This is a genomic window from Shewanella sp. 0m-8, assembly GCF_052977265.1.
In genome coordinates, this window is the sequence record NZ_JBRIMB010000052.1 from 1 (window position 1) to 18,762 (window position 18,762).

Below are 18,762 nucleotides of genomic sequence, written 5' to 3' on the forward strand. Positions count from 1 at the left end.
ATTCCCCTGTAGTTCAGTTGGTAGAACGGCGGACTGTTAATCCGTATGTCACTGGTTCGAGTCCAGTCTGGGGAGCCACTTTAATTTTCACTCTATGTTTGAAAGGTTTTTTCGATTCCCCTGTAGTTCAGTTGGTAGAACGGCGGACTGTTAATCCGTATGTCACTGGTTCGAGTCCAGTCTGGGGAGCCAACCTTTTCACTTCTTGCTTCACCTCAATTTTTTTCAGCACTCTTTCTTCACCACTCAGTTTTCAACACTTTAAAACTCCCAAATAAATCCACTGCAATAAATCTGCAAATCTGTTTATAATGCTTTCAACTAAACCTGTATAACTCAAACTATTACGAGTTATTGACCGCGTTGAATGGATTCTTTATGACAACCTCTAAACTTTTCCAGTTGTTTTTAGTTTTACTTTTTTTAGCGCTTAGCTTTTTTAGTTATCAACATGAAAAACAAAGCTTAATGGCCCAGACTCACATAACCCTCGAGCAATATGCCACTAGCATTAAGCAACACAAACAGTGGCAAGGAAACGGTCAAACACTCTACAACTTGCTAAAACAACAATTTAGCTTCCAATTTTTTCAATATATCGACAAATCAGATAGCAGTAATAATTTCACCAAGGGCCAACTCGTGCTTAAGGAGAAAACCGATCTAACTCAATTATTCGCTATTGATTCTGCTTACACTCATGCGCTTGATGCTGGGCGACTGCAGGTAAAACTGTCAAATGTGACTCCGATAGACAACACCGTGACCCAGTTTACGCATCATCTCATTATTATTTGGGGGACGTTTCTACTAATTAGTTTGACTCATTTACTGTTGAGCATAAGACAGAAAAAAACGATCGCCTATATTTGCAGCCATATTGACAATTTAGCTAAACTTTCTTTCAATGCCATCGAGCAATCCCGTATAAAAGGTGAATTTAAAAGCGTCGGATTAACGCTGGACAAAAGTAAACAGCAGTTAAAAGCCAGAATCGATGAATTTCATGAAGCTCATGAACAATTATGCAAAACGGCCTTTCAAGACCCCATTACCGGTTTTGGCACTCGGGCCCGTTTTACTGAAAAACTTGATGAAATCTGTAAACCCGAACGTAAAGAGCTCGGTATATTGGTCGTTATTAGAGCCACAGAGCTCGCCTCAATGAATCAGATGCATGGAAGAGAAGCTGGTGATGATTATCTTACTCGTATAGCAGACGAGATCAGGCGTGCGTTGAGTGATAATCCACAAGCACAGTTTTATCGGATCGCTACTGCCGATTTTGCTATCGTGATTGCCGATGTAGGCATTAAACAAGCCACCGAATTAGCAGAAATACTCAAGACGGCATTTAAAGAATATCAACAACAACTTGGAACACCATCTATTGGTCATATTGGTTTAGTGCCCTATCTTCAAGATAGCGACCCAGTGTCTTTAATGACCCTCGCTGACACGGCTGTTAGTATTGCACAAACCTTAGGCCCTAACTGTTATCATCTTCAAGAAAAATTAACCGGTGGCGAGCTTTTTGGTGAGAGTCGCTGGAAAGTGGCTATTAATGACCTATTACGACGCAAAGCAATTAAATTTTACATACAAGCTATACGCCCATGTAGAAACGATGTCGAATCTTACCGAGAGTTACTATCACGATTTTATAATAGCCAAGGTAAACTTTTACCTACGACAACCGTTATAGCAATGGCTGAGCGCCACGGTATGAGCGAAGAGATAGATAAACTCGTAGTCCTTAATACCATGCGCATACTGCTTACTCATCCTAACCTTAGTGGACTTATCGGCATCAACATCAGTGCAGCATCAGCCACCAATAAAGCCTTTGTTTCTTGGCTAAAAACCATCTTGAGTAGACAGAGGCAAATTGCAGCACGATTAGTGTTTGAAGTTAACGAATCAGGAATGCAAACAAACTTGAGTGCGACCTATCACTTTATCAATGAACTGCACAGTGTCGGCTCACGGATATCGATTGAGCGCTTTGGTTTAGGCTTTACCTCATTTAAATTTTTTAAAGAGGTCCGCCCTGACTTTATTAAATTAGATCATAGTTATACCCAAGGGATCAGCCAAGACCAGCATAATAAGTTCTTTGTAAAAATGATTATTGATATTGCTCGAAAGCTCAGCATTCGAGTAATAGCGACCGGTGTAGAGAAACAAGAAGACAAATTGATCATGGAGCAACTGCTCATCGATGGCTTACAGGGCTACTATATTGCCAAACCCACCCCATTTATGCAGGGCGAGGATATGAAAGAGCAAGCTTGATATTGGTTATTTATAAGGCAAACTTTTTAACCTTGCTTTCTATGTGTTGTTAATACCTAAGGAAAAGCCGATAATAGCTGTAATTCTGTCTAACAAAATTGATTCGAGATGAGTGAATATCTCCTTTTATTGATTGGCACTGTGCTAGTCAATAATTTCGTATTAGTAAAATTTCTTGGTTTATGCCCATTTATGGGTGTGTCTAGCAAACTTGAGTCAGCCATTGGCATGTCAATGGCGACCACTTTTGTACTAACCTTGGCCTCAATACTGAGTTACTTAGTCAATCAGTACCTTTTGCTGCCTTTTGACTTAGGCTATTTGCGCACTATGAGCTTTATTTTAGTGATCGCTGTGGTCGTACAGTTCACCGAGATGTTAGTGCAAAAAACCAGTGCTTCTTTGCATCGAGCGTTAGGCATTTACTTACCGCTTATCACTACAAACTGTGCAGTTCTCGGTGTTGCTCTGCTTAATATCAATGAAAAACATGGCTTTATTGAATCTGCTATTTTTGGATTCGGCGCAGCTGTGGGCTTTTCACTGGTATTGGTTCTTTTCTCAGCCATGAGAGAACGCCTTGCCGCTGCCGATGTCCCGACACCGTTCAAGGGGGGCGCAATCGCAATGGTCACAGCAGGACTTATGTCCCTCGCCTTTATGGGATTCACAGGGTTGGTTAAATAAACATGTCAGGTATTGTCATCGCTATTGTTGTACTAACAATACTCGCGCTAGTCTTTGGTGTTCTACTGGGATTTGCCGCTGAAAAATTCAAAGTTGAAGGTAACCCGCTTACAGATCAAGTCGAAGCATTATTGCCTCAAACACAATGCGGCCAATGTGGTTACCCTGGCTGCCGCCCTTATGCTGAAGCCATCGCTAATGGGGATAAAATCAATAAGTGTCCGCCGGGTGGAACGGCCACCATGGAGAAACTTGCCGACTTAATGGGTGTCGATCCTGAGCCTCTCAACGCGACTAATGAAGTGCAAGTAAAAAAAGTTGCCTACATCCGTGAAGAGGAGTGTATTGGCTGTACTAAGTGTATTCAAGCTTGTCCTGTCGATGCCATTCTTGGCTCTGGCAAGTTAATGCATACCGTCATTACAGACTATTGCACAGGTTGCGATCTATGCGTTGCACCTTGCCCTGTTGATTGTATTGACATGCTACCAGTAGAACAAACGACCAAAACTTGGGATTGGCAGCTTAATGCGATCCCCGTAAAACAGTTGCAAGAGGATAAGCCGTGTTAACTTTATTAGAGCAAATTGATAAAGGTACGCTTTGGCGCTCACATGGTGGCGTTCATCCTCCAGAGTTGAAAATATTATCTAACACCAGCCCTATTGGACAACTGCCACTCGCCAGCCAATACATTTTGCCACTAACCCAAGTTGGTGACAGTGCACTCTTGGCCATCAAGGTTGGCGATCGAGTCTTAAAAGGTCAACCTCTGACCACAGGAACCAGCTTTGCGTACAGTCCTGTGCATGCACCGACTTCTGGTACTGTCACAGATATTAAGCCAATGCCAAGTAATCATGCATCCGGTATTAGTGTTCTGAGCTGTATTATCGAAGCTGATGGCCTAGACGCAGCAGTTGAGGTAACCTCAGCCGAACCCGATAAGCTAACAAATCAACAGATCCTGCACAAAATCCAACAGGCTGGTATCGCAGGTCTTGGCGGCGCCGCATTCCCCACTCATATCAAGCTGAGCCCGGCAAGTGAGATTGAGCTCGTTATTATCAATGGTATTGAATGCGAACCTTACATCACTTCCGATGACCGTTTAATGCGCGAGCATAGTGATGAGATCTTTTCTGGCATTACTATTATCGAAAAGCTTCTTAAACCTAAACGGATTATTATCGCTATTGAAGATAATAAACCTGAGGCTATCGAGGCGATGCAACATGCGCTTAATCGCAGCACGATGGCAACAGATAGCACCAGAATCACTTCCGTTCCCACCAAGTATCCATCCGGTGGTGAAAAACAGTTAATTCAAATTCTAACTGGCCAAGAAGTACCATCAGGTGCTATTCCTGCCCAGCTCGGTATGTTGGTGCAGAATGTCGGTACTGCTTATGCTATTCATGATGCCGTCATTAATGGCCATGCGCTAACCAGCCGAGTGGTGACCGTAACCGGACTTAATAGCCAAACGCCAGGTAACTATTGGATACCAGTGGGTACGCCGATAAAGCACATTCTTGACTCACTGGGTTTTAATGGCGACTTAGATAGCGATAAAATTATTATTGGCGGTCCTATGATGGGGCACGCATTACCTAACGTACAGGCTCCTGTTTTAAAGGGAACCAACTGCATCCTTCTTCCAAGTAATGAAGAGATAGCAGATGACGCGGTAGAAAAACCTTGTATTCGCTGTGGAGAGTGCGCAGTTGCCTGCCCCGCTCTTTTATTACCGCAACAACTATTCTGGCACGCCAAAGCCGAAGAATATGACAAGGCAGCCAGTTTTAACCTGCATGATTGTATCGAATGCGGTTGCTGCAGCTTTGTATGCCCAAGCGATATTCCACTGGTCGAATATTACCGTGTTGCAAAGTCCGCATTACGTACTCAAACCGAAGAAAAGAAACAAGCTGATTTTGCTAAGCAACGTTTCGAAGCGAGATTACAACGCTTAGAAGAAGAAAAGTTAGCCCGTGAAGCCAAGGCAAAAGAAGCGGCCGAGCGACGCAAAGGTGGGATGACGAATACAGACAAGAATGCAGTAGCGGAAGCTATGGCACGAATAAAAGCCAAAAAGGCTGCAGAAACAATGCAAGCCAGTACCTCAACGCCAGTCGATGACAAAGCGTTGGCTGAAGACAAAACGTTAATCGATAAAAAAGCGCAGGTGGCTGCGGCTATAGCCCGTGCTAAAGCTAAAAAAGACAAACCAAGCTCTGACACATCGGTATCTGCAGAGTCACAAAATGAGTCACAAGATGGGTCCTCGCGTTTATTAAACGACAAGCAGGCCCAAGTTGCAGCCGCGATAGCGCGCGCTAAAGCGAAGAAAGCCGCACAATCAGATTCTAGCTCTCAGGCGAGTACTATTGCCACTGACGAAAGTGATGCGTCCTCTGTCGCTGTTACAGGTGCCAACGATGACAAAAAGGCAAAAATTGCCGCTGCCGTCGCTCGCGCTAAAGCGAGGAAAGCCGCACAAACAGATACTGGCTCTGACTTAGGTTCTAGCTTGAACTCTGGCTCAGCTCAGGGCTCTGAAGCGACTGCTGATGTTGCCGCTTCCCCTGTAGAAAGTGACGTTCCTGTTGTCGCAGATACTGGTGCCAAGGATGACAAAAAGGCAAAAATTGCCGCTGCCATCGCTCGCGCTAAAGCGAGAAAAGCCGCTCAATCGGATACTGGCTCAGACTCTGACTTAGGTTCTAGCTTGAACTCTGGCTCAGCTCAGGGCTCTGAAGCCACTGCTGATGTTGCTGCCACGGTCGAAAGTGATATGCCCTTTGTCGCAGATACTGGTGCCAAGGATGACAAAAAGGCAAAAATTGCCGCTGCCATCGCTCGCGCTAAAGCGAAGAAGACGGCTTTAAATGCGGCTGAACCGCTGGCAATGCTTGAGGCAGAAATCCAGCAAGTAACAAATACACCAGAGACTGTTATGGAGGGAGATGTTGATACTAAGCCCGCAACAGTTCAAGAAAAGCAACAAGATATGACGCCTGAACAACGTAAAAAAGAGCGTATTGCCGCCACTATTGCGAAGGCAAAAGCCAAAAAAGCTCAAGCACAATTGCAGGAAAAGGAATAAACCATGGCGTTTAAGTTAGCCTCATCACCTCATTTAAAGGTACAGCTACAAACCCAGACCGTAATGCGCCGAGTGATTTTATGTGCGCTACCGGGTATTGCGACCCAGTGTTATTTCTTTGGCTGGGGCGTGTTAATCCAAGTGATGTTGGCAGTCGTAGTTGCACTCGCTGCTGAAGCCGCTGTATTAAACTTGCGAAAAAGAGCCGTACTCCCGACGATCAGTGATAATAGCGCTGTATTAACCGCAGTGTTAATTGGTGTTGCAATTCCATCTATTGCACCTTGGTGGATCGTCGTCATCGGCACTTTATTTGCTATTGTTCTTGTTAAACAGCTCTATGGTGGCCTTGGGCAAAATATTTTCAACCCCGCTATGGCTGCCTATGTCATGCTGCTAATCTCATTTCCTGTGCAGATGACAAGTTGGTCAATCCCAACCGCTATTGCGCAAAACCCTATGGATTTAGGGCTAACCCTGCAAGCTATTTTTGGCTCTATGTCTGCAGAGCAGTTAAATGTTTATAAGCTAGGTTTTGATGGTCTTGCGATGGCAACGCCACTCGACACGGTAAAAACAGATTTAGCGCTTGGCTTAACCATGTCTGAAAGCCTTGGGAAATCGGTATTCTTTGACGGCTTTGGGGTCGGTTGGTTCTGGGTCAATATGGCCTATCTTGCTGGCGGTTTAGTGATGTTAAAACTAAAGGTGATCCGTTGGCATATCAGTGTGGCTATTTTAGGCTCACTCTTTGTCTGCAGCAGTTTTGGCTATCTGTTAAGTCCCGACACGCATGTAGGGCCATTGATGCAGCTGTTTTCTGGTGCCACCATGATTGCCGCATTTTTTATTGCGACCGATCCAGTCACTGCTGCGACAAGTGTACGTGGCAGACTCATTTTCGGTGCGCTTATTGGCGTGCTCGTTTATGTGATTCGAACCTTTGGCGGCTACCCCGATGCTTTTGCTTTTGCCGTACTACTCGCTAACCTTTGTGCACCATTTATTGACTACTACGTCAAACCTCGCACCTATGGCCACCGTACTGGCAACTGAGTATAAAGAGAGTTTACTTTGAAAAAATCTATGTTAAAAAACGGTTTATTACTCGGTCTATTTGCTCTTCTATGTACTGGGCTAGTGGCTGTTGTCAACCAATTTACCTTTGATAAAATTAAGCAGCAAGAGCAAATTGAACTCGCTCGAGTGTTACATCAAATCGTTCCTGATGAAATCCACGATAATGAACTCACGGCACATTGTATTTTGCTCAAGTCCGCTGAATTCTTAGGAACAAGTGATGCCCTACCCGCTTATATCGCGACTAAAAACGATCAAGGTGTGGCGATCGCTATCGAAGCCATTGCCCCAGATGGCTATAACGGAAATATTCGAATTATTATTGGCATTAGTCATACAGGTGAAGTGCTAGGGGTACGAACTCTCTCTCACCAGGAAACACCAGGGCTTGGTGACAAGATAGAGCTGAGGAAGTCTGAATGGGTAAAATCATTCGACGGATTGCAGCTATTATCAGACAAAGACAAGCGTTGGAATGTCAAAAAAGATGGCGGTGAGATAGATCAATTTACCGGTGCAACCATTACGCCGCGCGCTTATGTTAAAGCCGTCAAAAAAGCCGTGCAGTATTTTAATGCCCATAAAGCACAACTGTTATCAGCGCCAGCTAATTGTGAGGTTGGAAATGAGTGATTACAAAGAACTCGCCAGACAAGGCCTGTGGAAAAATAACCCAGGACTGGTTCAATTATTAGGGCTTTGCCCTCTACTTGCGGTAACCGCAACGTTGACCAATGCCTTAGGCCTGGGGTTAGCGACGATGTTAGTACTAATAGGCTCTAATATCCTCGTTTCTCTTGTACGTGATTTTGTCCCTAAAGAGATCCGTATTCCTGTTTTTGTGATGATAATTGCCGCTCTTGTTACCACAGTGCAGTTACTGATCAATGCCTATGCCTATGGGCTATATCTATCGTTAGGTATTTTCTTACCGCTTATCGTTACTAATTGCGTCATTATTGGCCGCGCCGAGGCATTTGCCTCGCGTAATAACGTAGCGAAATCTGCATTTGATGGATTAATGATGGGGCTAGGTTTTACACTTGTTCTTTGCATATTAGGCGCAAGTCGCGAGATCTTAGGTCAAGGCACGCTATTTTATGGTGCAGATCAGTTGTTAGGTGAATGGGCTAAATCATTAACTATTCAAATTTGGCAGGTAGATACCAGCTTCTTATTAGCAATGTTACCACCAGGGGCATTTATTGGTATGGGATTATTGATTGCACTTAAAAATGTCATCGACCAACACTTGGCATCTAAGCAACCTCAAACAGAGCCAGAAGCCCCAACTCGTGCTCGGATCACCAAAGTCAGTTAGCCCTAATATTACAAATATCGATATTACGAGTATTGATAAAACGAGATTTGGTATAAATGTAGTGTCTGCACTTGATAGTAACGGCGCTTACAAACGAGATAATAACAACAATTATTACGGATAATGGATAATGAACGCTGAAAAACGTCGCTTAATTCTGGAACGGTTACGAGCCAATAACCCCCACCCAGAAACTGAACTCAACTTCTCAAGCCCATTTGAACTGCTAGTTGCAGTTACATTATCCGCTCAGGCCACCGATGTCAGTGTCAACAAAGCCACTGACAAACTGTTTCCCGTTGCCAATACCGCCAAAGCCATTGCTGATTTAGGTGTTGAAGGGCTTAAACCGTACATAAAAACTATCGGCTTGTATAACAACAAAGCGATTAACGTGGTTAAGGCCTGTGAAATACTGGTCGAAAAATACAATGGCGAAGTGCCTGAAGACAGAGAAGCACTAGAATCGCTTCCTGGCGTTGGCAGAAAAACGGCTAATGTTGTACTTAATACTGCTTTTGGCTGGCCTACCATCGCTGTAGACACCCATATTGATAGGGTTTCGAATCGCACTAAGTTTGCTATGGGTAAGAACGTAGTTGAGGTTGAGAAAAAGCTGTTAAAAGTGGTCCCAGCTGAATTTAAAGTCGATGTGCACCACTGGCTTATTCTGCATGGACGTTATACATGTATTGCGCGTAAACCACGCTGTGGCAGCTGTATAATTGAAGATCTGTGTGAATTTAAAGATAAAGTCTACCCAGAAGAGTAAGAATACGTTCTATAACACTGATTAAAAATAAAAGTTTAAAACAAAAAAGCCGCTATATGCGGCTTTTTTAATTCAATATCTTAGAACATGCAGATGAAGAAAATAGATAAAGTCACTGCAATAATCGCGCTTAGAGCAAGCGACATTTTTAGTTCGGTTTGCATCAAAATCTCCTTAATTGTCTATTTGCATAATATAAGAAAAATGAGACTTTCTCAGTCTAATTTAAACGTTTTGTGATCTAGATACTGACTAAAAAAATTGATCTCGCTCAATATTTCTAAAAAGTATTTAATCACCTTTTTAGAACTCAATAATAACCGATATACTTGGAACATAAAAACCTTAACCCTAGGACATAAAATGGCACAATTACTACACACCATGCTTCGCGTAGGAAATCTAGATCGCAGTATTGAATTTTACACCAACATTTTAGGCATGAAATTACTCAGACAAAGCGAAAACAGCGAATATAAGTACACCTTGGCTTTTGTCGGCTATGACGACGAGTCTACAGGTAGCGCGGTTATAGAGTTAACTTATAATTGGGGCACTGAAACTTACGATCACGGTAATGCATTTGGCCATATTGCGATTGGTGAAGAGGATATCTATGCTCGCTGTGAAGCTATTCGCGCAGCTGGCGGAAAAGTCATCAGGCCTGCAGGCCCTGTTGCTGGCGGCAGTACTGAAATTGCGTTTGTAGAAGATCCTGACGGCTATAAGATTGAATTTATTCAGATGAGTTCAGCGCAGAAAGGTTTAGGTTAAGCTTCTGTCTCACTTTTAAGGGTTCGCCTTCATACTATACAGGATTTAGAGTGAGCCTAATTAACCATTAAAAAAGCGCCCTAGGGCGCTTTTATTAAGTTATTAAAATTATTTAGATTTTAAAACTTGCTTGTAGATAGAAGTAGCGACCAAGCGTGTCGTAGGTATATGGATCGGTGTTAGCATCATTATTACCAGAGTAATATGGCGGTTCTTTATCAAATAGGTTATTGACGCCTAGTGATAACTGAACTCCGTTATTCAAGTAATATGAACCAGACAAATCATGGTAAACAACACTTCCTACCGTAGGTGCTAAACAAGATGATGGATCTTCTTGGCAATCATAGCTATCCATTCCTGAGATATAGCGTGCTTGATAATTTGCAGACCAATCCGCACCTTGTACGCCTAAATCAAAGTTACTCTTCACCTTGGCAAAGCTACCCATTCCAGAAGTAATGAAGCCTGCATAATCAATCTTCTGACCAGAAATTTCTGATTCATTTTCAAGGAGAATTGTTGTGTCTAAACCAGTTCTCCAATCAAGCCCTAACACTTCAAATGTGTAAGCAAGGTTAACGTCAATACCGGAAGTATCTTCTGCGCCAATGTTTTGAAGCTGATTATTAAACTTAATTTTACCACTTAATGGATCATAAGTGATATCAGCTGACTGACAAAGCGCTGTACCTGTATTGATTTGCTCACCAGAACTATTCATACATTGCTCTGCAATGTAGTTTGAATCAACCAATGCAATTGAGTTCGTGATTGAAATATCGTAGTAATCAGCAGTAACAGAGAATCCATCTAAGTAACTAGGTGAATAAACGAAACCAACGGTAAAGGTTTCAGCTTCCTCTGGTGTAAGATTTTCATTACCACCACGTGTAACTTCAGCTTGATAGCTCTTTTCACCCGTTACAGGATGAGTAATCTTATCGAATGATGTAGCATTACCTGAATACAACTCATCTACTGAAGGTGCTCTGAATGCTGTTGAAGCAACACTTCGAAGCATAAAGTCATCAGTCATTTTCCAGGTTAGACCCAGCTTCCAAGTACTATCACTTCCAAACGTGCTGTAATCGAAATAACGAACCGCTGCACTTAGATCTACTTGCTGAGCAAGTGGAAGATCTGACAATAATGGTATCGCTAATTCCAAATACGCTTCATTAACATCGTACTCACCTTCAGTTGGGTCAACTTTAGGGTCGTTTGCTAAACCTTGAGCAGTAAGAGAATCAGGAATAAACCAAGCTTTTTCTTTACGGTGCTCAATACCTGACGCAAAGCCTAAGTAGCCAGCAGGTAGCTCCATGACTTCACCCGACAAGTTACCTGAAATGATAAACATTTCACTACCACCGGTGTTCTGCTCAGTGTACGTGTAACCGTCCATATTCTCACTTGACCACGAATCTTGAGCCAGTGGATTGAAGCTACCCTCTGAGATATCTTCATTTAGTGAGCCCATGTTTACCAAGTTGGCAAGACGGTCTACCGAGTCATTGCGGCCATAATTGACAGAGGTGTCCCATGTCCAACCGTTATCAAGCATGCCTTCTAGACCTACTACTACACGCGCTGTATCGACAACTTGACTAAATTCACGCGGACCGACTTCAGTTAAACGGCGCTTGTAAGCTAACGTCGTACCGTCTTCGATTCCATACAGCTCTTTTAACGCACCGTCATCCCATGCAGAGTTATAATCAAATTCAGTGTAGATTGGCTGTGGAGCCATCTGCTGTTCTGACCAGCGCTTTGAGTACATTGTTTCAGTAAACAGCGTGGTATCATCAGTTAGGTCAAAGTTAGCCAGAGCAGTAAAGTTTAAACGCTCCATAGGCGTATACAAAAAACTATCCGCTGAATAGTTATAAGCGTCTGTAACGTGGACATACTTATCCCAGCTACCATCAGGGCTTCCTTGATAGTCACCATCTGGACCATAAAGGTGACCATTTTCAGAGTAAGAGCTACCCGCACAAACGAGTTCACCGTTACTTTCTGTTAAAGGACAGTCAGAGAAACCACGATCAGATTGACTTGCAGAGCCACGTTTCATGTATTGAACACCCATGACCACGTTACCGCCGTCAAAGTTGCCTCCAGTGGTTAAATCAAAGCTAGTTTCTTCAGCATCACCTTGACCAGAAATTCCGGTTTGAACATTTAGTTCTAAGCCTTCAAAATCGTCTTTTAAAATAATATTTACTACACCTGCAACAGCATCAGAACCATAAACAGATGATGCGCCATCTTTTAGTACTTCAACACGTTTGATCATTGAAACTGGAATAGTATTTAAATCTACAGTTGAGGCTGCACCAGTACCTGAGTTAACCATACGACGGTTATTAACCAATACAAGTGTTCTTTGTGAGCCTAAACCACGCAAGTTGATAGATGCGCCACCTTGCGAGCCGTTGTTAACGCCAGGGTTTGTCATTGCGCCGCCTGTGGCGGTCATTTTTTGTAGCACTTCATCGATAGAAGTTGCACCTGATGCTTTAATTGCACTCGCGTCGATAACGGTTACTGGCGATGCCGTTTCCATGTCTGTACGTTGAATACGGGAGCCGGTAACTGCAATGCGTTCTACATCGGCACCAGCTTCTTCAGCAAAGGCTGTATTTGATACGGTAAATGCGCTGGTAGAAACCGAAGCGATTAAACCAAACTTAATCGCAGAGGCCAATTTAGATGGTCTGTTCATTATGTAGTACTCCCTAAACCTAATTATTTTTATATATACGTCATTTGTTATTCCTGACGTTGATATGGATACTGCAATTTCACGTTTATGCCGTCAATCCAGCAATTCATTAACCATTCGCAATATTCTGTTAAAAAAAATAGCAATAAAGGTAACGTTAATTTTTCACATACCTATTTTACAATGTGACATTCGTCACGCAGCAGTACAATCAGCTGGAATATAATGGATATGCAGAGGAACACTCCGAAATGCGCGTAACCATTCGGCAACACAGCGGATACCATTAAGTGTGACACGCGTCACACTTTTGAGGTGATATCTTTAGTAAGTACAGGTGGATTCATGCGATTTTTTAGAAGTTGCTCATGTTTTTCCTAGTCAATCTAGGTTAGTACTCAGCTCTTGTTCAGCATCAAATTGCACACAATTGAGATAATGAGAATATATGTAACAATTCTAAATACCTGATATTCACAAGGCAACGCAATCAGATCACACTTTGAAACCTCAGTCTCATTGATCCCTGCTCAGTACAAATAGAGTTCGCATCTTGGTACGCCGTTTGCGGATGAAGCTTAGTCTTATGATGTTGGATGTTGGATATTTGGTGTTAGTCACTGGATACAGGAATTCACCTAGCAGGTGATAAATGATGAGGATGGTAAGAGAAAGTGAGGCAGTTGATAGAAAGAAACTAGGCGAAACAGGCCAATAATAGTGTGTACCACTTAAGCCTTCTGGATTGAAACAGACTAACGTGCAAGACAAAACTATTTACTGGTACTGATTTACCGGTACAACATTACAGGTATAAGAGTTTTTGAGGAGCAACAACCTTTGCTCCTCTTACACTATGCACTATGCACTATGCACTATGCTCTATGCTCTATGCTCAGTGCCGCTTAAGCTTGATAACATCACAAACCGATTGCTTTAAGCATCAGGTTTAATGATATTAAAGTGGTTATAAGCTCTTGGTGTTGCGATTCTGCCTCTTGGCGTTCTTTGTATAAAGCCTTGCTGGATAAGGAATGGTTCAAGGACATCCTCAATGGTTTCTCGCTCTTCGCCAATGGCTGCAGCGAGGTTATCTAGGCCAACAGGCCCCCCCATAAATTTGTCGATAATCGCCAACAACAGTTTTCTGTCCATATAGTCAAAACCTTCAGCATCGACATCTAACATGTCCAGCGCAGCTTCTGCAATCACTTTAGTGACATCACCGCTATGTTTAACCTCGGCAAAATCTCGAACTCGTCTAAGTAAACGATTGGCAATACGCGGCGTACCACGGGAGCGTCGCGCAATTTCTACAGCGCCTTCGTCGTCGATGTCAAGATCCATGACTTTCGCTGAGCGTGCCACGATACTGGACAGATCTTTGACGTTATAAAACTCAAGCCTTAGCGGAATGCCAAATCGTGCTCTTAACGGCGAGGTTAACGCGCCTGCTCGTGTTGTCGCGCCAACTAAGGTAAAAGGCGGTAAGTCTAATTTAATCGAACGCGCAGCGGGGCCTTCACCTATCATGATATCCAGCTGATAATCTTCCATTGCTGGATATAAAATCTCTTCTACGACGGGGCTTAAACGGTGGATTTCATCGATAAATAACACATCATTTGGCTCAAGGTTTGTCAGCAATGCAGCTAAGTCGCCTGCTTTTTCAAGTACAGGTCCAGAGGTTGACTTGATATTCACGCCCATTTCATTGGCAACAATCATCGCCAATGTCGTTTTACCGAGTCCTGGTGGGCCGTAAATCAACATATGATCTAACGCTTCTCCGCGTTTTTGAGCCGCTTCAATAAAGATTTTTAATTGTGCACGAGTATCATCTTGCCCAGTATACTCATCCAACATCTTAGGCCGCATCGCACGATCAACCGCTTCAATTTCATCGCGCTCTATTATATTGGGTTGTATGAGTCGGTCAGCTTCAATCATCTATATTCCTTAAAGCATCGATTTCAATGCAGATTTAATCAGCGTCTCTGAACTCATGCCATCGGTATAAACCGATGACACCGCTTTACTCGCCTGTGCAGGTTTATAACCCAAAGACAGTAATGCTGCGATAGCATCCTCTTCTGCTGTATTGACCACTACTGGCGCCTTGTAATTCGATTGCAACATAAACTCACGCTCTGAGCCTACAGAAGCTTCCATCAAGCTCTTTAATTTATCGCGCATTTCAACTAATAAGCGCTCTGCCGTTTTCTTACCCACACCCGGTAATTTTACCAGTGTGGCTATATCGTCACGTTCAACACAGACAACAAATTCACCCGCGGTCATACCCGATAAAATTGTTAATGCTAATTTAGGGCCGACACCGTTTGCCTTAATCAATAATCTAAATAGACTTCTTTCTTGTTTAGATACAAAACCATAGAGTAACTGCGCATCTTCTCTTACAATAAAGTGAGTATAAATAACCGCTTCTTGACCCAGTTCAGGCAGCTCAAAAAAACTGGTGAGCGGCATTTGGATCTCATACCCTACTCCAGAGACATCAACTAGCACCTCAGGTGCTTGTTTCTCAATTAATAATCCGCGTATACGACCTATCATTTATATCGTCCATATGTTCTTACACTGGCTCTGCCGCTAAGGGCGGCCAAACTTTGGCTAGTATGATAATGACACACTGCCACACCAAGCGCATCAGCCGCATCTGCTTGCGGCGCACTGGGCAGTTTCAGTAATTGCTGGATCATGTGCTGCACTTGTGATTTTTGCGCACGACCAGTTCCGACCACTGCACTTTTAATCTGAGTTGCGCTATATTCGGCTACAGATAAATTAGCTGCAGTTGCCGCAACGATTGCAGCGCCACGAGCTTGTCCGAGTTTGAGCGCTGAATCGGCATTTTTTGCCATAAACACCCGCTCAATAGCAAACTCGTCAGGCTGGTATTGTCTAATAATCTCGGACAAACCATCAAAAATTTGTTTCAAACGAATAGGGAGTTCATCAGAACTCGTTCGAATACAACCACTGCCAACATAAACTTGCTGTCGACCGACGCATTTAATGACGCCGTAACCTGTGATGCGGGATCCCGGATCGACCCCTAAAATTATTGCCATATAGGTTTTATTCCAGACCTTCCATCACTTCGTCAGAAATTTCTGCGTTATGATAAACTTCTTGTACATCATCATGATCTTCTAAGTTGTCGATTAAGCGTAAGAACTTAGGCGCAGTACTCGCATCTAAGTCCGCTTTGGTTGAAGGAACCATGGTCACTTCAGCATTAATTGACTCCAAGCCTGCAGCATCGAGGGCATCTTTGACGCGGCCAAAATCTTCAGGCGACATCAGTACGTCAATAGAGCCATCTTCATGGGTCACAACATCTTCAGCACCCGCTTCTAATGCGGCGTCCATGATTGTGTCTTCATCGACTCCTTCATAAGAGATGATCCCCTTTTTATCAAAAAGGTAGGCGACTGAGCCATCTGTGCCTAAGTTGCCGCCAGACTTACTAAACGCATTGCGCACACCAGATACGGTGCGGTTCTTATTGTCGGTCATTGTTTCCACCAGCACCGCAGTGCCGCCAGGCCCATAACCTTCGTAGATAATTGTTTCTAATACTTGGCCATCAAGCTCACCGGCTCCGCGCTTAATAGCCCGTTCAACGGTGTCGCGAGTCATGTTGTTTGATAGCGATTTATCAATGGCTGCGCGTAAGCGTGGATTAGAATCAGGATCTGAACCACCTTCTCGGGCAGCAACCGTTAATTCTCGAATAAACTTGGTGAACAATTTTCCGCGCTTTGCATCTTGTGCCGCTTTGCGGTGCTTAATGTTTGCCCATTTACTATGTCCTGCCATGTCTATCTCCTCAATTCATTCCTATACCCAAACAACCTATTCCACCCAACGACGCATATGTATTTCACGATCAACAAAGTGACTTTAGTATTAGTGCTTTTAGCATTAGTTATTTGTATTAGTGTTTTTTGTAGCTAGTGTCTTTTTGTATTGGTGACTCTAGTATTCGTAACTCTAGAATTAATGTCTTTATTTTAAAGTGGCTTGGGTATATTTAATCGAAAAAAAAGCCGAGTCTTAACTCGGCTCTTATGACGTTGTATTATTCAGCGTCTTTTGTGTCTTCTTTGGATTCTGCTTCTACAACACTGACGCCAAGTTCAGCTAACTGTACCGGATTTGCAAATCCTGGCGCGTTCGTTAACGGACAAGCCGCTGTCGTTGTTTTCGGGAATGCCATCACATCACGAATTGAGCTCGCACCAGTCATCAACATGATGATACGGTCAAGACCGAATGCTAGACCCGCGTGTGGTGGTGTACCGTAGCGCAATGCTTCAAGTAAGAAGCCAAACTTCTCGCTCGCTTCTTCGTCATTAATACCTAGAATTCTAAATACCGCAGACTGCATTTTGCTATCGTGAATACGAACTGAACCGCCACCTAGCTCACAGCCATTTAGTACCATGTCGTATGCATCAGAGATAGCAGCGATTGGATTCGCTTCTAGCTCTTCAGGAGTCATGTTACTTGGGGCTGTAAATGGGTGGTGCATTGCATGCAGCCCGCCATCAGATGTGCGCTCAAACATTGGGAAGTCAACAACCCAAAGTGGCTTCCACTCGCCTTGTAGCAAGTCAAAATCTTCACCCGCTTTTAGACGCAGTGCGCCCATCGCTTCAGCAACGATATTGGCTTTATCTGCACCAAATAGAATTAGATCGCCAGTTTGTGCGCCAGTGCGCTCAAGTAAGGCCTTAACCACATCTTCGCTTAGGAACTTAAGGACTGGAGATTGAATACCTTCCATACCTTTATCAAGATCATTAACCTTCATCCAAGCTAGACCTTTCGCGCCATAAATAGTGGCATACTTAGCGTATTCATCTAATTGCTTGCGTGAAAGCTTAGCGCCGCCAGGAATACTTAGTACTGCAACGCGACCTTCTGGATCATTTGCTGGGCCGTTAAATACCGCAAACTCGACTTCTTTAACGATGTCTGCAACATCAATAAGCTCAAGAGGGTTACGAAGATCGGGCTTATCTGAACCGAAACGACGCATCGCTTCTTCAAATGTCATTTTAGGAAACTCGCCTAAATCAACATTCAATAGCTCTTGGAATAAACCACGAACCATCTCTTCAGTCTTATCCATCACCTGAGTAGAGGTCATGAACGACGTTTCGATATCGATTTGAGTAAATTCTGGCTGACGGTCAGCACGTAAGTCTTCATCACGGAAACACTTAACGATTTGGTAGTAACGGTCAAAACCAGACATCATCAACAACTGCTTAAATAGTTGTGGTGATTGTGGCAGTGCAAAAAATTGACCTTTGTAAGTACGACTTGGTACTAAGTAGTCACGTGCACCTTCTGGTGTCGCTTTAGTTAAGATAGGTGTTTCAATATCTAAGAAACCGTTACCATCTAAAAAGCGTCTTACAGCACTGGTCACTTTAGAGCGGAACACTATACGGTCAGCCATTTCTGGGCGACGCAAATCTAAGTAACGGTACTTAAGACGTTGCTCTTCAGTGTTGTGCTGGTTTTTGTCCATGTTGATTGGCAATGGCGCAGAGCTGTTTAAAACAGTTAGCTCTAGACCTAAAATCTCAATCTCACCAGTACGCATATCCGCGTTAATCTGGCTATCAGGTCTTGCTCTTACAAGGCCTTTAATCTGAACACAAAATTCGCTGCGTAGTGTGCTTGCAACATCAAACACTTCAGGAAGGTCTGGATCATAAACAACCTGAACGATGCCTTCTCTATCACGAAGATCGAGAAAAACAACGCCGCCTAAATCTCGGCTGCGATTAACCCAACCCACTAGGGTCACTTCTTGACCTACGTGAGACTTATTGACGTCTCCACAATAATGACTGCGCATTTAACTCTTCCTTTATTCCGCAAAGCGATGTTTGAGGTTCTGGTTCAAAACAAGACAAAAGCGGCATTATAGAGAAATATTGCCGTTTTCCAAA

At 43.4% G+C, this 18,762-nt stretch carries 15 protein-coding genes and 2 tRNA genes; 11 read left to right on the top strand and 6 right to left on the bottom strand.

The annotated features are described in order from the left end of the window. The first annotated feature begins 2 nt into the window (after positions 1 to 2). The 11 genes from ACVBIO_RS18275 (at position 3) to gloA (ending at position 10,038) form a co-directional block, all read left to right on the top strand. Positions 3 to 78, top strand: a tRNA-Asn gene (locus tag ACVBIO_RS18275). A 38-nt stretch (positions 79 to 116) separates the two neighbouring features. Then, positions 117 to 192: transfer RNA gene (locus ACVBIO_RS18280), tRNA-Asn, on the top strand. Positions 193 to 378: 186 nt separating this feature from the next. Beyond that, entirely contained in the window at positions 379 to 2,295 is a 1,917-nt protein-coding gene (locus tag ACVBIO_RS18285) for an EAL domain-containing protein (RefSeq protein WP_447170375.1), read from the top strand. 108 nt (positions 2,296 to 2,403) lie between these two features. Then, entirely contained in the window at positions 2,404 to 2,982 is a 579-nt protein-coding gene (gene rsxA / locus ACVBIO_RS18290) for an electron transport complex subunit RsxA (RefSeq protein ID WP_012277028.1), read from the top strand. 2 nt (positions 2,983 to 2,984) lie between these two features. After that, on the top strand, positions 2,985 to 3,554 hold the full coding sequence (gene rsxB, locus ACVBIO_RS18295) for an electron transport complex subunit RsxB (protein WP_447159818.1): 570 nt from the start codon (positions 2,985 to 2,987) through the stop codon (positions 3,552 to 3,554). Beyond that, positions 3,548 to 6,091: an electron transport complex subunit RsxC gene (gene rsxC / locus ACVBIO_RS18300; protein WP_447173179.1), complete on the top strand. Its 2,544-nt coding sequence runs from the start codon at positions 3,548 to 3,550 to the stop codon at positions 6,089 to 6,091. Before rsxB ends, rsxC begins: the two co-directional genes overlap by 7 nt. Positions 6,092 to 6,094: 3 nt before the next feature. Continuing rightward, a complete protein-coding gene (gene rsxD / locus ACVBIO_RS18305; protein ID WP_447164389.1) occupies positions 6,095 to 7,147 on the top strand; it encodes an electron transport complex subunit RsxD in 1,053 nt (350 codons plus the stop codon). A gap of 18 nt (positions 7,148 to 7,165) precedes the next feature. After that, positions 7,166 to 7,804 carry an electron transport complex subunit RsxG gene (rsxG, locus tag ACVBIO_RS18310; RefSeq protein ID WP_447164390.1) on the top strand — a complete coding sequence of 213 codons (639 nt, stop codon included), beginning with the start codon at positions 7,166 to 7,168 and terminating at the stop codon, positions 7,802 to 7,804. Next, positions 7,797 to 8,492 (top strand): electron transport complex subunit E, encoded by a 696-nt coding sequence (locus tag ACVBIO_RS18315; protein WP_447159822.1) that lies wholly within the window; start codon positions 7,797 to 7,799, stop codon positions 8,490 to 8,492. The genes rsxG and ACVBIO_RS18315 overlap by 8 nt, the downstream gene beginning before the upstream one ends. A 130-nt stretch (positions 8,493 to 8,622) precedes the next feature. Next, positions 8,623 to 9,264, top strand: coding sequence for an endonuclease III (nth, locus tag ACVBIO_RS18320; RefSeq protein WP_447159823.1), 642 nt, complete (start codon positions 8,623 to 8,625; stop codon positions 9,262 to 9,264). Between the two features lie 363 nt (positions 9,265 to 9,627). Next, positions 9,628 to 10,038, top strand: a complete 411-nt coding sequence (gene gloA, locus ACVBIO_RS18325; protein ID WP_447159824.1) for a lactoylglutathione lyase — start codon at positions 9,628 to 9,630, stop codon at positions 10,036 to 10,038. 112 nt (positions 10,039 to 10,150) lie between these two features. Here the strand turns inward: gloA and ACVBIO_RS18330 are convergent, their stop codons facing one another. The 6 genes from ACVBIO_RS18330 to aspS form a co-directional block, all read right to left on the bottom strand. Further along, complete coding sequence (locus tag ACVBIO_RS18330) at positions 10,151 to 12,766, bottom strand: TonB-dependent receptor (RefSeq protein WP_447173180.1); 2,616 nt, start codon at positions 12,764 to 12,766, stop codon at positions 10,151 to 10,153. Positions 12,767 to 13,702: 936 nt separating this feature from the next. Continuing rightward, complete coding sequence (ruvB, locus tag ACVBIO_RS18335; protein ID WP_447159826.1) at positions 13,703 to 14,716, bottom strand: Holliday junction branch migration DNA helicase RuvB; 1,014 nt, start codon at positions 14,714 to 14,716, stop codon at positions 13,703 to 13,705. Between the two features lie 9 nt (positions 14,717 to 14,725). Then, entirely contained in the window at positions 14,726 to 15,343 is a 618-nt protein-coding gene (gene ruvA, locus ACVBIO_RS18340) for a Holliday junction branch migration protein RuvA (protein WP_447159827.1), read from the bottom strand. After that, positions 15,340 to 15,861 carry a crossover junction endodeoxyribonuclease RuvC gene (gene ruvC / locus ACVBIO_RS18345; RefSeq protein ID WP_447173181.1) on the bottom strand — a complete coding sequence of 174 codons (522 nt, stop codon included), beginning with the start codon at positions 15,859 to 15,861 and terminating at the stop codon, positions 15,340 to 15,342. The genes ruvA and ruvC overlap by 4 nt, the downstream gene beginning before the upstream one ends. A gap of 7 nt (positions 15,862 to 15,868) precedes the next feature. Then, positions 15,869 to 16,612 carry a YebC/PmpR family DNA-binding transcriptional regulator gene (locus ACVBIO_RS18350; protein WP_447159829.1) on the bottom strand — a complete coding sequence of 248 codons (744 nt, stop codon included), beginning with the start codon at positions 16,610 to 16,612 and terminating at the stop codon, positions 15,869 to 15,871. A gap of 262 nt (positions 16,613 to 16,874) precedes the next feature. After that, positions 16,875 to 18,668: an aspartate--tRNA ligase gene (aspS, locus tag ACVBIO_RS18355; protein ID WP_447159830.1), complete on the bottom strand. Its 1,794-nt coding sequence runs from the start codon at positions 18,666 to 18,668 to the stop codon at positions 16,875 to 16,877. Positions 18,669 to 18,762: the final 94 nt, after the last annotated feature.

What these genes read in the sequence shown, in the direction of transcription:
- ACVBIO_RS18285 (WP_447170375.1), top strand. Translation starts at nt 379, where the DNA reads ATGACAACCTCTAAACTTTTCCAGTTGTTTTTAGTTTTACTTTTTTTA.
- rsxA (WP_012277028.1), top strand. Translation starts at nt 2,404, where the DNA reads ATGAGTGAATATCTCCTTTTATTGATTGGCACTGTGCTAGTCAATAAT.
- rsxB (WP_447159818.1), top strand. Translation starts at nt 2,985, where the DNA reads ATGTCAGGTATTGTCATCGCTATTGTTGTACTAACAATACTCGCGCTA.
- rsxD (WP_447164389.1), top strand. Translation starts at nt 6,095, where the DNA reads ATGGCGTTTAAGTTAGCCTCATCACCTCATTTAAAGGTACAGCTACAA.
- ACVBIO_RS18315 (WP_447159822.1), top strand. Translation starts at nt 7,797, where the DNA reads ATGAGTGATTACAAAGAACTCGCCAGACAAGGCCTGTGGAAAAATAAC.
- nth (WP_447159823.1), top strand. Translation starts at nt 8,623, where the DNA reads ATGAACGCTGAAAAACGTCGCTTAATTCTGGAACGGTTACGAGCCAAT.
- gloA (WP_447159824.1), top strand. Translation starts at nt 9,628, where the DNA reads ATGGCACAATTACTACACACCATGCTTCGCGTAGGAAATCTAGATCGC.
- ACVBIO_RS18330 (WP_447173180.1), bottom strand. Translation starts at nt 12,766, where the DNA reads ATGAACAGACCATCTAAATTGGCCTCTGCGATTAAGTTTGGTTTAATC.
- ruvB (WP_447159826.1), bottom strand. Translation starts at nt 14,716, where the DNA reads ATGATTGAAGCTGACCGACTCATACAACCCAATATAATAGAGCGCGAT.
- ruvA (WP_447159827.1), bottom strand. Translation starts at nt 15,343, where the DNA reads ATGATAGGTCGTATACGCGGATTATTAATTGAGAAACAAGCACCTGAG.
- ruvC (WP_447173181.1), bottom strand. Translation starts at nt 15,861, where the DNA reads ATGGCAATAATTTTAGGGGTCGATCCGGGATCCCGCATCACAGGTTAC.
- ACVBIO_RS18350 (WP_447159829.1), bottom strand. Translation starts at nt 16,612, where the DNA reads ATGGCAGGACATAGTAAATGGGCAAACATTAAGCACCGCAAAGCGGCA.
- aspS (WP_447159830.1), bottom strand. Translation starts at nt 18,668, where the DNA reads ATGCGCAGTCATTATTGTGGAGACGTCAATAAGTCTCACGTAGGTCAA.